Raw genomic sequence first — 15,352 nt, 5'->3', positions numbered from 1 at the left:
AAATTAAAAAATCTTTTTTGCAGAAAGCTCAAAGCCGACGGCTGATGTTTAAAAAATAATCATGAATTCTCAACCCTTGCGCCTGCGACTGACTTGGACAGATACAGCTACGGGGGATTGTCGATCCCCTATACTCGACTTACCCATCGCTTTGGGACGAATTTTTGAAGCTATGCCGGCCACAATCAACGGGGAACGAGTTTCTCGAATTGCGCTCAGCAGCAGTCAAGTTTCTCGCTTTCACGCAGTGATTGGCACCGAAGGTGACAGTATCGTACTCACTGACACGGGTAGCCGCAACGGTACTTTTGTCAACGGCGTTCGCCAAACCCGGTGCGTGCTGGCAAACGGGGATATGCTGCAAGTAGGGCCCTACGCGATCGGCATTTCTTTTGCTGTTAATTCCCCAGAAACGCCGTCTGTCAATTCTCACATTTTCTTTAACCCGCAGACCAATGGGCCAGATCCGGCATTGGGACCGCAAATGGTGTCGCAGGTTTCTCAAACAAGTAGTAGGGGAGAATTTCCGCCGATCGCATTTTTGCACGCTTCTAAAATGAAAATGCGATCGCTCGAATCTATGGGACTCCCTGTGACAGAAGTTGATTGGGCTGCCGTTGGCGGCGGTTTGGGCAGCTTTATTTGGGTGGATTTGCTGAGAATTTGCGGCGTGAAAACCGATCGAATTGCGGTTTTGGGCATGGAAAACCAGCCTTACGCCCGCTACCTGCGTCTGTGCCTGAATTCTCAAATTCCGCTGCGGGAACGCCTGCGATCGAATTCTGACTCTTGTCCAGACAACATTTGGGGCTGGCCTCCTTATGCTTTGCGGGAAGCTTGGCAGGAATTGCGCAAAGGGCGTTTGGGAGTATCGCTGATGTTGATGTGGCAGGTGTTTGCTGAACCGACTTTTGCCGAAACTTATACGCCTCGCGCGGTGAATGTGTTTGATTCGATTGACAGGGAAGTCGAAAGAATTGGGTGGAATCAAATGTTTCGCTACGGTAGAGTGCGGGGAATTCGCAAAACAGATGACGGCAGGTACGCGATCGCTTATTCTCGATCGAATGCGGATCGCCGCGACCACGCTTTTTTAGTCGCCAAATACGTACACTTAGCCACCGGCTATCCCGCCATTCAATTTCTGCCCGACTTGCAAGCTTACCGCGAAAAAACCCAGGATTTTGAGTCGGTTGTCAACGCTTACGAAAGCCACGACGGCGTTTACGAAAAATTGGAGGCCAGCGGCGGCAGCGTGTTAATTAGAGGCCGGGGAATTGTGGCTTCCCGAGTCGTGCAGCGAATTTACGAAGCGCGGCAGCGGAACAGTAACATTCAAGTATTGCATTTGATGCGATCGCCCAAACCCCAGGGCAACAAATTTAACCTCGCTCAGCGCAGCGTTGAAAATCACTACGAATTTCAACCTTTCAACTGGCCCAAAGCTTGCTGGGGCGGGGAACTCCGCGTACTTTTGGAACAAGCCGCCCCCGAATTTCGCCCGCAGTTGCTCACAGACTGGGGCGGCACTACTACAGCCAAGCGCCGGGACTGGCGGCGGATTGTCAAAGAAGGTTTAAGTCAAGGATGGTATCAAATTACCTTCGGGGAAGTCGAGCGAGTCGAGCGCGACAGTCAAAACCGCACGGTGACTTACATTCAGGAGAAGGAACTCAAGGGGCAAATTAAGTTAGAGGCTGATTTTATTATTGATGCTACGGGTTTGGACGCTAAAGTAAAAACAAGTCCCCTATTAAATGATTTGGTAGCTCAATACAATCTTCCCCTCAACGGTTTCGGGCGGCTGAGCGTTAACAATGATTTTGAAGTGCCCGAATTGCGCAACACTTCTGCTAGCAACGGAGAAGGTCGGGTATACGCAGCCGGCGCGATTACTTTGGGAGGGCCTTACGCGCCCGTAGACAGTTTTTTGGGCTTGCAATACGCCGCCTTGCGTTCGGTTGAAAGTCTGGCCGCCAACCGAGATTCGGGTGTCCGGAAATTGAGCGTTTGGCGATCGTTCCTGCAGTGGTGGAAGTGGATTTTAAATAAATCTCCCGACTAACTTGAAGAACCAAGTTCGGCAACGAGCAATGTACGGGATTTAATGGATCTAAACAAGCTTCGCGTTCAATCTAAAATCTCAAATCCCCAATCTCAAATCAAACAACCTTCCCCTGCAATCTCAAATCTCAAATCCCCAATCTCAAATCAAACAACCTTCCCCTGCAATCTCAAATCTCAAATCTCAAATCCCCAATCTCAAATCGAACAACCTTCCCCTGCAATCTCAAATCTCAAATCCCCAATCTCAAATCGAACAACCTTCCCCTGCAATCTCAAATCTCAAATCTCAAATCCCCAATCTCAAATCAAACAACCTTCCCCTGCAATCTCAAATCTCAAATCCCCAATCTCAAATCGAACACCCTTCCCATTCAATCTAAAATCTAAAATCTAAAATCTAAAATCGCATGACTCCCACCTTATTCGGCCGCTGGCAAACTCGGTTACTGCTATTTTCAACCGTAGGCGTTTTAGTAACCCTGCCCTTTTTTATGGGTTTAATTACCTCCCAATCAGGCTCAATTTTTTTCTGGATTTTAGGGTATGTAGCGATTTTTGGCATCGGCTGGGATGCTTTATATATTGCGATCCAGCAGTTCCGCTGGGATCGAGATTGGCCCGGCGCGTTTCAATTGCTCGCTGGGATTTGGGAAGCGCTTTTTCTGTTATTTTTAATCAAAATTATCGGTTTGCCCGGGATACCTGCACAAGATTTTGACTTAGGCGTTTTTGCTTTGCATTATAGTTTAGTGTGGCTGGCTATTTATCTGGCGTCGCAAACACTGATGCGGATTTTCTTCCCCTACTGGCGTTTCCGAGGCGGGCAATGGTTGTAATAATACCTGTAGGGGCGGTTTTTACCAACAATCGCTTCAAACCAATAATCTCATAAACCCGCCCCGGCCATTCTAACAATTCCCAATTCCCAATTCCCCATGCCCAACAGAATTTATAGTAAGGTGCACCGCTCCCTCGGCACCAGACATAATTTATAGTAAGCTAAGCTCAAAATTGCCGGCATCCTTCAATGCACCATCCTCCTTGTATATTCTCATTTTTTTCTGGTTCAGGCTTGCTCGATCTGGGTTTTGAGTCGATCGGCTTTAATGTAGCGTATGTCAATGAAATTTTCCCACCTTTCATGCAAGCATACCGCTATTCTCGGCAGTGCCTGAATTTGCCGCTACCAGAATACGGATATTGCGAAGGAGAGGAAGCAGATGTAACTCGGCTTGTAGGGGGAGAACCAGCTTTGCGCCTGCGGGAATTGATGCAGGATGCCCGCAAGCATCACGATATTGTGGGATTTATCGCGGGGCCGCCTTGTCCTGACTTTTCTATTGGTGGCAAAAACCGAGGTGGGGAAGGAGATAAAGGTCAGCTTTCAGCTTCATACATTGAATTAATTTGCCAGCAGCAGCCGGATTTTTTTTTATTTGAGAATGTCAAAGGTTTGTGGAGAACAAAAAAACATAAAGCTTTTTACAACGAACTTAAACATCAGTTGGCTGATTCGGGATACGTTTTTGTAGAGCGTTTAATTAATGCGATAGAATACGGTGTGCCCCAAGATAGAGAAAGAATTATTTTGATTGGCTTTAGAAAATTTATTCTCAAAAATATGGGCATTTGTCTAGATCGAAAAAGCCCATTTTTACCCGAAAGTTTATTCTCTTGGCAGAGTCAGATATTATATCCCAAATCCGAAGTTTTTTCTAATCCTTGGCCTGAGAGGAATGCCTTTGCAGGCGATGGTTTCTTGCCTTGTCCTGATGGTATTCCCCAAGAATTAACTGTTGAGTTTTGGTTCCAAAAAAATCACGTTCTCAACCATCCCAATGCCAAACACTATTTCAAACCCAAAGCAGGTCTTCAGCGGTTTGCTTCCGTTGATGAAGGAGACGATTCAAAAAAATCTTTCAAGCGATTGCACCGATGGCGTTATTCGCCGACAGCTTGTTACGGCAATAACGAAGTTCACTTGCACCCTTACAAAGTTCGCAGGCTTTCTGTTGCAGAAACACTGGCTGTTCAGTCACTGCCAAAAGAGTTTGCATTGCCGGCTAAGATGACATTGAGTAATATGTTTAAAACTGTTGGAAATGGGGTTCCTTATTTGGCTGCACAAGGTATTGCCAAAACAATTTTACAGTTTTTATATAACTAAAAAAACAAATAGTCAGCTACCCGACCTCGCAGAAGTTACCGGGTATCTAAAACTCTTTGTAGCGGTAAGGTGGGCATTGCGTACCCTAAAATTACTAAAATCTCCAGTAGCGGTAAAGTGGTCATTGCGCACCCTAGAATTACTAAAATAAGGTGCGCATTGCGCACCCTACAATTACTAAAATTCCCAATTACCAGACATATCTCGTTTAACACAGAAGTGTTATAATAAATTGTTAAGGTTGAAAACCTATATTTTTTATTGCCTGCAATTCGCCATGACCGTTAAATCCCGCCGCTATCACATCACTACTTTCGGATGCCAGATGAATAAAGCCGACTCGGAACGGATGGCCGGCATTCTGGAAAATATGGGCTTTGAGTTTTCGGAAGACCCGAACGAAGCTAGCTTGATTCTCTACAATACTTGCACAATTCGCGACAATGCCGAACAAAGAGTTTATTCTAACCTGGGAAGGCAAGCTCATCGCAAGCGCCAAGAACCGGGTTTAACTTTAATTGTAGCTGGATGCGTGGCGCAGCAAGAAGGTGAAGCGCTGCTGCGCAGAGTGCCGGAATTAGACTTAGTAATGGGCCCGCAACACGCTAACCGACTTGAAGATTTGCTGGAACAAGTTTTTGAGGGCAATCAAGTTGTGGCGACAGAAGCTGTTGAGATTATGGAGGATATTACTAAGCCGCGCCGCGATAGCAAGGTGACTGCTTGGGTGAATGTAATTTATGGCTGCAATGAACGCTGCACTTATTGTGTTGTCCCGAATGTTCGCGGGGTTGAACAGTCGCGAATGCCGGAGGCAATTCGGGCGGAAATGGAGGATTTGGGCCGTCAAGGTTACAAAGAAGTAACTTTGTTGGGGCAAAATATTGATGCTTACGGCCGCGATTTGCCGGGGACAAAACCAGACGGCAGCAACCAGCATACTTTGACGGATTTGCTTTATTTTGTGCAGGATGTGCCTGGTGTCGATCGCCTCAGATTTGCTACTAGCCACCCGCGCTATTTTACGGAAAGATTGATTAAGGCTTGTGCGGAATTACCGCAGGTTTGCGAACATTTTCACATTCCTTTTCAGTCGGGAGATAACGATATTTTGAAGGCGATGTCGCGCGGTTATACTCAGGAAAAATACCGCCGGATTATTGATACAATTCGCCGTTATATGCCGGATGCTTCGATTACTGCAGACGCGATTGTGGGTTTTCCGGGGGAGACGGAAGCGCAGTTTGAGAAGACTTTGAAGTTGATCGAAGATGTTGGTTTTGATTTGGTGAATACTGCTGCTTACTCCCCTCGCCCTGGGACGCCGGCGGCTTTGTGGGAAAATCAGTTGAGTGAAGAGGTGAAAGCCGATCGCCTGCAACGAATCAATCATGTAGTGACAACAACGGCTATGGAACGATCGCAGCGCTATTTCGGACGCACTGAAGAGGTTTTGGTGGAAGTCCAAAATCTCAAAGATTCAACTCAGGTGATGGGACGCACTCGCGGTAATCGTCTCACATTTTTTAAGGGCGATATTGCTGAATTGGCGGGTAAAATTGTGCAGGTTAAAATTACAGATATTCGCGCTTTTAGTTTGACGGGAGAAATGCTGGAATAGTTTTGAGTTTTGAGTCTTGAGTTAAATTACCAAAAATAATGTTGGCAAACTCAATACTCAAAACAAAAATTGTAGGCTGGTCAAATCGCAACTAGATTTGTGGAAAGAAGCAATTTAATATGGGGCGCAAATTCTGAAGAAACCAATTCGCCTTTTGCTGCTAACAACTATTCCGACAACTGAGGATGACTGGAGTATTGAGCGTTTCTGTTGACTCCGGCAATATAGCAAACCTTGCAGGAGTCGTAAATTTTTTACCCCACCCCAGCCCTCCCCTTTCTAAGGGGAGGGAGTAAGAAATTCACAAATGATTTAGGATTGCTATATCTGGCTGCGCTGAAGGACGAGGAAGGAAATAAACTGTTTCAAATGAGGGCAAGAAATCTGGAATCGAAGGCTGAGGGAAATGATGGGATTTTAAGCTGTTTGGGGGATGCAATTTTTGACTAACTGTGGCTGTTTGCTGCGGATTCTGGCGACGGTTTAACTGAAAACGATCGGGGGGGGAATTGAGGCTTTTGACAGGCGAGACGGGGATTTTAACCGCAGAGAGCGCTCTTGACACAGAGTCCGAGTGGACAGAGGAGATAATAGTCTTAAAACGGTTCGTCTCTGCGTTAGCTGCGCTAACTGCGTGTATATTTGTCGAAAAGTCCTAGGAGTATTGAAAAATGACAAAGATGCGGATCGGGCTATTGTTCGGGGGGCGATCGGGCGAACACGAAGTCTCAATTAGTTCGGCGCGGGCGATCGCCCGCGCCCTCGCTGCTGAGGAAAATGCCTCTAAATACGAAGTTCTGCCCTTTTATATCCAAAAAAACGGCCGCTGGCTGTCGGGAACATTACCTCAACAAGTCTTGGCCACCGGAAAACCTCTGGAAATAGAGGAACAACCCGGACAAGATGACTCTCCCGCGTCTGGACAGTTTCCTAATTTTAATGCCGTAGATGTTTGGTTCCCTATTTTGCACGGACCAAATGGCGAAGACGGTACTGTGCAAGGGTTGCTGAAATTAATGCAACTTCCTTTTGTCGGTTCGGGGGTTTTAGGTTCGGCCCTGGGAATGGATAAAATTGCGATGAAAATGGCTTTTGCTCACGCTGGTTTGCCGCAGGTAAAATACATCGCTGTCAATCGTTCCGAAATCTGGTCTAATCCTTGCGTTTTCCCCAAACTGTGCGACAAAATTGAAGCGGCTTTGGGCTATCCTTGCTTTGTTAAACCGGCGAATTTGGGTTCGTCTGTGGGAATTTCTAAAGCTCGATCGCGCGCTGAGTTAGAAGCAGCTCTCGATAGCGCCGCCAGCTACGACAGGCGGATAATTGTTGAAGCGGGTGTGGTTGCTAGAGAATTAGAATGTGCAGTTTTAGGAAACGATAATCCCAAAGCTTCAACGGTGGGAGAAATTATTTTTCAAAGCGATTTCTACGACTACGAAACTAAATATACCCAGGGACAAGCCGACTGGTCAATTCCGGCAAAAGTCAGCGGTGCGATCGCCTCGCAAATCCAAGAAATGGCAGTGCAAGCATTTTTGGCTGTAGATGCAGCCGGTTTAGCGCGAGTAGACTTTTTCTACATTGAATCAACCGGAGAAGTTTTGATTAACGAAATCAACACTTTGCCGGGATTTACAGCTACCAGTATGTATCCGCAAATGTGGGCAGCCGATGGCATTTTTTTCCCCGAATTAGTAGACCGTTTAATTCAATTAGCTCTCGAACGCCACGGGGAAAAAGGTTGAATCGCGAGCTGCAAACCGCTGCCGTGTCAACCGAAAAAAAATTAATTTCGCAGGTAATATATCCATACCAGCGGAAACAATATAACATGGTTGTGGCAGGCACTGCCTGCCAGCTACCCAATTTCCCCTGCTGGTCGAGCAATTGGGAATTTTAAGCAGTCGGGTATAAATAAATGCCACATAAAATGGTTGACGGAGAAGGGCGAATAGCATTGTCAATCTCACATCTTGCATCTCAAATTTTAACTCGGTTAACTTAGATGAGACGTTTCACTCAACTTCCGCAGTGGTGGACTTACGGACTGGTATTTCCCCTAGCGGTACTCAACTGCTGGTTAGCCCTCCTAGTCTTTGAATATTTTCGCGCCCTGATCACAGTGTTGGTAGTGGCTACAGTGCTGTCTTTTTTGCTAGATTATCCAGTTCGCTTTCTGCGCAGATACGGGCTGAAGCGCGATCGAGCAGTTTTGTGCGTATTGTTTTTAACTTTACTGGTATTGGTGGTTTTAGGTCTGACTCTGGCTCCGATTCTGCTAAACCAAATCACTGAACTCGCCACCCGACTGCCGACTTGGATAGTTTCTGGCACAGAACAGATTGAAGCGTTCCACAAGTGGGCGGAAAATCGCAATCTCCGCATTGATGTCAGGGGTTTGACTACCCAATTGAGCGATCGACTTTCAGCTCCTTTGCAGTCTCTCACTGGCGAAATTCTCAAATTTGGCTTGGGTGCTGCAGACAGTCTGTTGAATTTTCTCCTGACAATAGTCGTGACATTCTACTTGCTCTTGCACGGCGATCGCGTATGGGAAGGCTTGTTTAAGTGGTTTCCCTCCAAGCTGAACCTTCAATTGCGAGAGTTGCTGGCGCGAAGCTTCCACAACTACTTCGTCGGGCAAGCAACTTTGGCGGGTTTGATGGGACTGTCGATAACTGTTGCTTTTTTAATTTTGCGAGTTCCCTTCGGACTGCTGTTCGGTTTGGGTGTGGGTGTAATGACTATGATTCCCTTCGGGGCACCTTTCAGTATTTGCATTGTCAGTTTGCTGATCACATTAAACAACTTTTGGCTCGGCGTGACAGTTTTAGCTGTCGCTACAGTAATTGAGCAAGTAATTGAAAGCGGGGTCGCTCCTCGCTTATTAGGCGGTTTTATTGGTCTCAATCCCGTGTGGATTTTAGTGTCGCTGTTGGTGGGAGCTAAGGTGGCGGGAGTAGCAGGTTTGATAGTTGCTGTGCCGATGGCAGGTTTTATTAAGAATACTGTTGACACTTTGGAAACTTTGAGCAACAATTCCAAGGAAATTGATCCGGTTAGTTCCATTGAACCTACAGAGCAATAAAATTGCAAACTCCGTTCAAATCTTAGATTTGAACGGAGTTCTGGCTGTCTACTTTGACTTAGCTTTAGTTGCTCTTTTAGCTTGATGCTTGGGGGTTGCTTTAGTTGCTACTTTAGCTTGATGCTTGGGGGTTGTTTTAACTGATGTCTTAGTTGCGGGTTTCCTGGTAGCAGCTTGGATTGCAGGCATTCCCGCAGTGCCCGCAATGCCGGATAATAGCTCACCCAGGGCGAGGGCGGTTGCCAGAAAAGATTTGCCAAACTTAAAATTCATAGTAGACGACTTTGGTTTTTGTTAATGTTTGAGAACACGAAAGAATAAGAGTAAGATATATTTTCAGTCATCTAAAGTTGATTAGATATTGCCTTTGTGCCGGACTTACTTGTCAGACCCCCAAAATTCATCCCAAAACGCTCCCGATCGCGAAAGTTTGGGGCTGCTGCTGATTTATGTAACAATAAGTCTGGAATCTTAGTTGTTGACTTCGGATATCAATCCTGTGAAAATTTAGCGGAAAATGCGGAATATCCGCGCAGGCTACCGTAGTTTGTATTATCGCACTCAGGCGGCAATTCGTCTGTACAGACCCAGTTCGATCGCACTCAAAAGCTGGAATCCACAATAGACCTGTGAGTGTCGGGTTTCTACCCCACCAGGTAGGGTAAACCCCACCAGTCAAGCAGATATCACAAATGCTTGAATAAAAATTAAAGATCCTGTAGTTCTAACTTAATTCCAGTAAGTGCTAAAAATGCAAAACCCTAATTATAACTCTCGCTCTAACTCCCACCAAATCAATACTATGTCAACCCAAAATATGCCTGCTACAACTGTGCGTTCTCGCCGCTTTTCCTTGCCGAAAAAACTCGCTTTTTTATCCCTTGTTTTGCTCGGCTCCACCGCAACAGTTGGTTGCAACGCCCTAACTTCTCAAGTTCCTGGAAGTTCTAACGCTATCAAAGCTGAACCGGCAAGTGCAGCGCCAATTTCAGCATTGCCTGGAAACATACTGCCCTCTCAAGACTCTAATTTTGTCACTAAAGTTGTGCAGGAAGTCGGCCCGGCAGTGGTGCGGATCAATTCATCTCGCACGGTGACGAACCAAGTTCCAGATGAGATCCCCGAGCAATTCCGCCGCTTCTTCGGTTCGGAATCTCCCATTCAACCGGGAAATCGGGTAGAAAGGGGCTCCGGTTCGGGTTTTGTTTTTGGTTCCGACGGCCGCATTTTGACTAACGCTCACGTTGTTGATGGCGCGGATACGGTGAGGGTAAAACTGAAGGATGGCCGCGATTTTGTCGGCAAAGTTTTAGGCGTAGATACAGTTACTGATGTGGCTGTTGTTAAAATTGAAGCTAATAATTTGCCTGTGGTAAGTTTGGGCAAATCTGAAGAGTTACAGCCGGGAGAATGGGCGATCGCGATCGGCAATCCCCTCGGTTTGGACAATACTGTGACTGTGGGCATTATTAGCGCTACAGGCCGTTCTAGCGCCGATGTCGGCGTTCCCGACAAGCGCGTCACCTTTATTCAAACCGACGCTGCAATCAATCCCGGCAATTCTGGCGGTCCGCTGCTGAACCAGCGCGGTCAAGTTATCGGCATGAATACGGCGATTATTCAAGGCGCTCAAGGATTGGGTTTTGCTATTCCGATCGATCGAGCACAACAAATTGCCAGCCAATTAGTAACAACCGGAAAAGCCGAACATGCTTATCTCGGCGTTCGGATGTTGAGCATTACTCCCGAAGTCAAAGCAGAATTCAATAAAAATCCCAACCCCAAATTGAGGCTGACTGAAGATAAAGGCGTGTTAGTTTTGGGAATTGCCAAAGATTCTCCGGCGGCACAAGCTGGAGTTCGCGTTGCCGATGTGATCAAGAAAATCAACGGTGCAGAAGTCAGCGATGCTAACAGCGTACAGCAAATTGTCGAGAAAAGTACAGTGGGCAGCGATCTGCAGCTTGAATTGAGCCGCAGCGGGCAACCTGTTACTGTGGCGGTGAAAGCGGGTGTTTTTCCAGCGGCCCAGAAGCAGTAGTAGAATTGTTGGTTGAAAGTTAGATCTTGCACGCAGAAGCAAGAGTCCGGCAGGGGTTTAAACTCCTGCCTCTTAGTATCAGTCTTCTTGCATAGGACTGATACTAAGGTACTGTCAATAAATAGGGAGTAATTATTAGTCTGTTTTAACCGAATTGTGCTGTGAGACGGGTTTAAGCCCCCGGCGGGATGTCGTAGTAATTATACTAAGTTACGATAATTTATATGGGTTATTAAGAGGTAGAAAAATGGCTAACATTAATCGGAGGCGTACTGAAAATATCAGCGGTAACTTTTATGTAGACACTACCTGCATTGACTGCGATACTTGTCGGTGGATGGCACCTGAAGTATTTACTCAAGAGGGAGAACAGTCTGCGGTTTACCACCAGCCAACTAACGAGATGGAAGAAAGGCGAGCGCTGGCGGCTCTTTTGTCTTGTCCCACAAGTTCGATCGGCACTGTTGAAAAACCGAAAAACATCAAAGAAGTTCAGCAAAGTTTGCCCGCACTCGTAGCAGAAAATGTCTATCACTGCGGCTACCACTCAGAGAAATCCTACGCCGCAGCCAGCTATTTAATTGTCCGCCCCGAAGGAAACATTTTAGTTGATTCTCCCCGTTTTGTGCCGCCGCTAGTCAAAAACATAGAAGCAATGGGCGGCATTCGCTATATGTACTTGACTCACCGCGATGATGTGGCAGATCATCAACAATACCGCGATTATTTTGGGTGCGATCGCATTCTCCATGCTGACGAAATTAACGCGGGTACTCGCAGTGTAGAAATTCAATTGTCACGCCGCGAACCGTATCAAATAGCTGATGATTTGTTGATTATACCTGTTCCCGGCCACACGAAAGGTCACACAGTTTTGCTTTACAATAACAAGTTTTTGTTCAGCGGCGATCATCTTGCTTGGTCGGAAAGTTTGCAGCAGCTAGTTGGCTTTCGCGAAGTCTGTTGGTATTCTTGGCCAGAACAAATCAAATCTATGCAGAATTTGGCTAATTATGACTTTGAATGGGTGTTGCCGGGACACGGCCGCAGGTATAATGCCGATCGACAAACCATGCGCGAGCAAATGCAACACTGTATTGCTTGGATGGTCGATGCTTAATGCGATCGGGTTTATAACTCCGACTCAGCCAGATTCATTTGACCCCGGTAGCCTGTGAAAATCCGACTGCCATCTTTCAGAATATGAATTTCGATCTGATCGCTGGCCCAAGTGAGTCGATCGTGAAAAGCTGGATTGAAAAGATGTACGCGCTGGTTGCTGGAAGAAACGAGAGAATCGGGTGAGTGGACTGCCAAAGACTGCACATAGGACCCATCGATTAAAATATCGAGTTGTTCCAGCAACTCCTCAACACCGGCGGGCCTCTGTTTCGATCGCAATTGTTCTAACGTGAAGCCAGTAAAGGACATAACATTTAATCCCGCTGCTTTCACTTGGCGTGCCAAATCTGCCAAAGCAGGAGCTTGCCAGAAGGGTTCTCCGCCCGAAAAAGTGACACCCCGATTGCGAGGATTGCGGAGAATCTGCTGAGCAAGAACATCAACCGCAATTAATTGATTAATCTCAAAGGACCAAGAAGCCGGATTAAAGCAGCCTGGGCACTCCCGCAGGCATCCTTGCACCCAGATCACGGCTCGACAACCCGGCCCATTCACTTCCGACTCGTCTACATATCCCATGATGTTGAGATAGCCAGGGGGAATTTCTAAAAGCTGAAAATATGGGTTTGTTTTCTGAGGTTTCATCGGTTCTCTGCCTCTGGTTTTAATGATGGGTAACGCACTGGAATTCCTGTGACACGTTCAATGCGATCGGCAAAAACCTGTAGCACATCAGCCTTGACTTGCTTGAGTTGCCTTGTCGGATATAAACAGGCATTGGGCGGCTCGTTCCCTCGTGCTTCTAGCTGATGCGTGAGGGGGCAAAGTCGCGTCGGCGTGTTGAGTTGGATTTCGTCCGGCAGTAATGCTTGCATCCGCCGGATGTACTCTGCCCGATCCTGTTCGTTCCACTCGGTGAGTAGCATCGTCTGAATTGCCAGGTGTCCTGAATAGAGTTGGCGAAATTGGAGGAGACTGGCCCAAATGTCCTGGAGGTTGATGGTTGGCATGGGGCGATTGATGCGACGGAATGAGTCAGCAGCAATGGCATCAACTTTGACAGCTACCCAATCGCCGATCGCCAGTTCGTTACACACCCCGCGATCGCCCAGCAAACTGCCGTTGGTCAATACCCCAACGGGCTTCCTAGTCATCTGCTTCGCCACAACCAGAATTTCGCCTAAATTCAGTGCCAGAGTTGGCTCACCGCTACCGCTGAGGGTGATGGTGTTCGCATCGCCGACAGGGAAGGATTGCAGATCCTGTTGAATTTTCCGAGTCGGGACAAAAATCTGGCGGTTGCAACTCTGGTACTCAATCTCACCTAACTGGCAATACACACAGTTAAACGAGCAACTAGAATCTGGCCCGATCGGATCGATTCCTAGCGATCGCCCAAAGCGCCAGGATTGCACTGGGCCGTAAACAGAAGTGAAGGGTTTAGTGACAGTAGACATGGCTTCAGCTCGATTTCCTATATTTTTATTAGGACTTACGCAAAAAACCCGGTTTCTCTGAAAAATCGTCGATATTCCTTTGAGATATTGACGCAGAAACCGGGTTTTTGGTCTCTCATGCGTAAATGCTGTGGGTGATTCTAAGGTGTGCCATTTTGAGTCGGTGGCATCACCACTTTTCGGGCGATACCCAATCTCTTTAACAGCCAAATTGCCCACCAGGTCGGATCGTACTCCCACCAGCGCCAGCCTGCTTTGGCAACGTTAGGATGGGCGTGGTGGTTGTTGTGCCAACCTTCGCCATAGGTGAGAATAGCCGCCCACCAAAGATTGCGGGAGTTGTCGTTTGTGTCAAAGGTACGGTATCCCCACAGGTGAGTGACCGAGTTAATCAACCAAGTGCTATGCCAGAGTAAAACGGCTCGGACAAACATACCCCAGATCACAAATGACCATCCCCCCAGTGCATACAGCAGTAGCCCCAAGGGGATTTGCAGCAGCAAAAAGTTTCGATTCAGCCAACAATAAAATCGATCGCGTGTCAGATCGGGGGCAAACCGCTGGTACTGTTGATAATCGAAAAATTCTGAATGCGGGTAAAAAATCCACAGCATATGGCTCCACCAGAACCCCCGACGGGCTGAGTAGGGATCTTTATCGATATCCTCGGTATAGGCGTGGTGTAGCCTATGACCCGCCACCCAGAAAATTGGTCCTCCTTGTAGAGCAAAGGTACCGATCAGGGCGATCGCATATTCCAGCCATTTAGGAACCTGAAAACTGCGATGGCTCAATAGGCGGTGATAGCCCAAACAAATGCCAATACTGCCAAATAACCAGTGCAAAAAGAGGGTCATACCCAGGGCAGACCAGGAGAAGCACCAGGGGGCTAAGAGCGCCAGGGCATGAATAGTCGTGAAAAAGAAGACCGCAGTCCAATCTAGCGGATATCGAGTCGGAGTTGTTGGCAACAGTTTAGCGGTCATCAATTACCTCACAAAACAACAAATTACGCAGATGGGTACATCCATCGCCAGCAAGACTGGAAATAAACATTTAGAAAAACTCAACCTCGATCGATTCCAGCAAGACTCAGCCTGTTCGTTTGTGGCTTGACTTGCTACTTCGATCGCAATCTGCAATCGCTGAAAGCGCGCCTTGGGCGAGCGCAACGCCACCCGCAACGCCATCTGCGTCTGTTCGTCGGTTTCAATCAGAATTGTTTGGATATCATTCATAGCTAAACCCACCAGGGTTTTTGTCCCGTGCGGGGATCGGTTTCTTTCCACGGAGAAATCCAAATCGCATCTTCTGCGACAGCCACGCGGACGAGTTTAAGGGGAAGAGGTGCTGGACCGCGTACTACTGTGCCCTCTGGGTCATATCGAGAACCGTGACAGGGACATTGAAATTGATTGTCATTGGGATTCCAAGGGAAAGTACAGCCCAAGTGGGTGCAGTTATCGACAATCCCCCAAGGATGGAGCGTACCATCTTCTCTGACGGTGAGGTAGGTAGGTTCCCCAGCCAATCCGGCAACTAAGGCGCGAGTTCCAGGGGGTGCTGCTAAAATCTGGCTAGCCGGAATCAGATTCCCATGAATATCTTTAGCGAGGAGGGAACCATCTTCACTCCCCTCTGCTGGCGGAACAAAGAATTTGGCGGCAGGATAAAGAGCTGCAGTAGCTGTGGTGGCGACAGCGGCTCCTGCGAGAAAGTTGAGTAGTTGCCTTCTGGACATTAAAGGATTTTCGAGTGGGATACTTTCTTCCATTTCTCATCTCCGGGT

General features: G+C 47.4%; 14 protein-coding genes. 8 read left to right on the top strand and 6 right to left on the bottom strand.

The genetic code is table 11. From position 1 onward, the window contains the following. Positions 1-61: 61 nt before the first annotated feature. The 6 genes from QUB56_RS19685 to QUB56_RS19660 all read left to right on the top strand — a co-directional run bounded on the left by QUB56_RS19685 (position 62) and on the right by QUB56_RS19660 (position 8,943). Complete coding sequence (locus QUB56_RS19685) at positions 62-2,065, top strand: FHA domain-containing protein (RefSeq protein ID WP_332957445.1); 2,004 nt, start codon at positions 62-64, stop codon at positions 2,063-2,065. Positions 2,066-2,474: 409 nt separating this feature from the next. Then, positions 2,475-2,903 carry a hypothetical protein gene (locus QUB56_RS19680; RefSeq protein ID WP_332957444.1) on the top strand — a complete coding sequence of 143 codons (429 nt, stop codon included), beginning with the start codon at positions 2,475-2,477 and terminating at the stop codon, positions 2,901-2,903. Positions 2,904-3,094: 191 nt separating this feature from the next. Beyond that, on the top strand, positions 3,095-4,234 hold the full coding sequence (locus QUB56_RS19675; RefSeq protein ID WP_332957441.1) for a DNA cytosine methyltransferase: 1,140 nt from the start codon (positions 3,095-3,097) through the stop codon (positions 4,232-4,234). 277 nt (positions 4,235-4,511) lie between these two features. After that, complete coding sequence (gene miaB / locus QUB56_RS19670) at positions 4,512-5,855, top strand: tRNA (N6-isopentenyl adenosine(37)-C2)-methylthiotransferase MiaB (protein WP_332957440.1); 1,344 nt, start codon at positions 4,512-4,514, stop codon at positions 5,853-5,855. Between the two features lie 671 nt (positions 5,856-6,526). Next, positions 6,527-7,600, top strand: coding sequence for a D-alanine--D-alanine ligase family protein (locus QUB56_RS19665; protein ID WP_332957439.1), 1,074 nt, complete (start codon positions 6,527-6,529; stop codon positions 7,598-7,600). Between the two features lie 260 nt (positions 7,601-7,860). Then, on the top strand, positions 7,861-8,943 hold the full coding sequence (locus tag QUB56_RS19660) for an AI-2E family transporter (RefSeq protein ID WP_332957438.1): 1,083 nt from the start codon (positions 7,861-7,863) through the stop codon (positions 8,941-8,943). A 48-nt stretch (positions 8,944-8,991) separates the two neighbouring features. Here QUB56_RS19660 and QUB56_RS19655 read toward each other — a convergent pair whose 3' ends face one another. Continuing rightward, positions 8,992-9,216 carry a hypothetical protein gene (locus tag QUB56_RS19655; RefSeq protein WP_332957437.1) on the bottom strand — a complete coding sequence of 75 codons (225 nt, stop codon included), beginning with the start codon at positions 9,214-9,216 and terminating at the stop codon, positions 8,992-8,994. A 529-nt stretch (positions 9,217-9,745) separates the two neighbouring features. On the opposite strand from QUB56_RS19655, the gene QUB56_RS19650 reads away from it, so the two are divergent. Next, positions 9,746-10,984, top strand: a complete 1,239-nt coding sequence (locus QUB56_RS19650; RefSeq protein WP_332957436.1) for an HhoA/HhoB/HtrA family serine endopeptidase — start codon at positions 9,746-9,748, stop codon at positions 10,982-10,984. Between the two features lie 247 nt (positions 10,985-11,231). After that, positions 11,232-12,104, top strand: coding sequence for an MBL fold metallo-hydrolase (locus QUB56_RS19645; protein ID WP_332957435.1), 873 nt, complete (start codon positions 11,232-11,234; stop codon positions 12,102-12,104). Positions 12,105-12,115: 11 nt separating this feature from the next. Here QUB56_RS19645 and QUB56_RS19640 read toward each other — a convergent pair whose 3' ends face one another. From QUB56_RS19640 to petC, 5 genes are all read right to left on the bottom strand, one after another. Continuing rightward, positions 12,116-12,751, bottom strand: a complete 636-nt coding sequence (locus tag QUB56_RS19640) for a 4Fe-4S single cluster domain-containing protein (protein WP_332957434.1) — start codon at positions 12,749-12,751, stop codon at positions 12,116-12,118. Then, entirely contained in the window at positions 12,748-13,563 is an 816-nt protein-coding gene (locus QUB56_RS19635) for a radical SAM protein (RefSeq protein ID WP_332957432.1), read from the bottom strand. The genes QUB56_RS19640 and QUB56_RS19635 overlap by 4 nt, the downstream gene beginning before the upstream one ends. A gap of 140 nt (positions 13,564-13,703) precedes the next feature. Beyond that, complete coding sequence (locus QUB56_RS19630) at positions 13,704-14,549, bottom strand: fatty acid desaturase (RefSeq protein ID WP_332957430.1); 846 nt, start codon at positions 14,547-14,549, stop codon at positions 13,704-13,706. A gap of 3 nt (positions 14,550-14,552) precedes the next feature. Beyond that, a complete protein-coding gene (locus tag QUB56_RS19625; protein ID WP_332957429.1) occupies positions 14,553-14,801 on the bottom strand; it encodes a hypothetical protein in 249 nt (82 codons plus the stop codon). A gap of 2 nt (positions 14,802-14,803) precedes the next feature. Continuing rightward, a complete protein-coding gene (petC, locus tag QUB56_RS19620) occupies positions 14,804-15,337 on the bottom strand; it encodes a cytochrome b6-f complex iron-sulfur subunit (RefSeq protein ID WP_332957427.1) in 534 nt (177 codons plus the stop codon). Positions 15,338-15,352: the final 15 nt, after the last annotated feature.

The organism is Microcoleus sp. AR_TQ3_B6 (assembly GCF_036702785.1).
GTDB lineage: Bacteria > Cyanobacteriota > Cyanobacteriia > Cyanobacteriales > Microcoleaceae > Microcoleus.
Note: the sequence above shows the minus strand (reverse complement) of the source record. Positions and strands in the feature narration are given on the sequence as shown.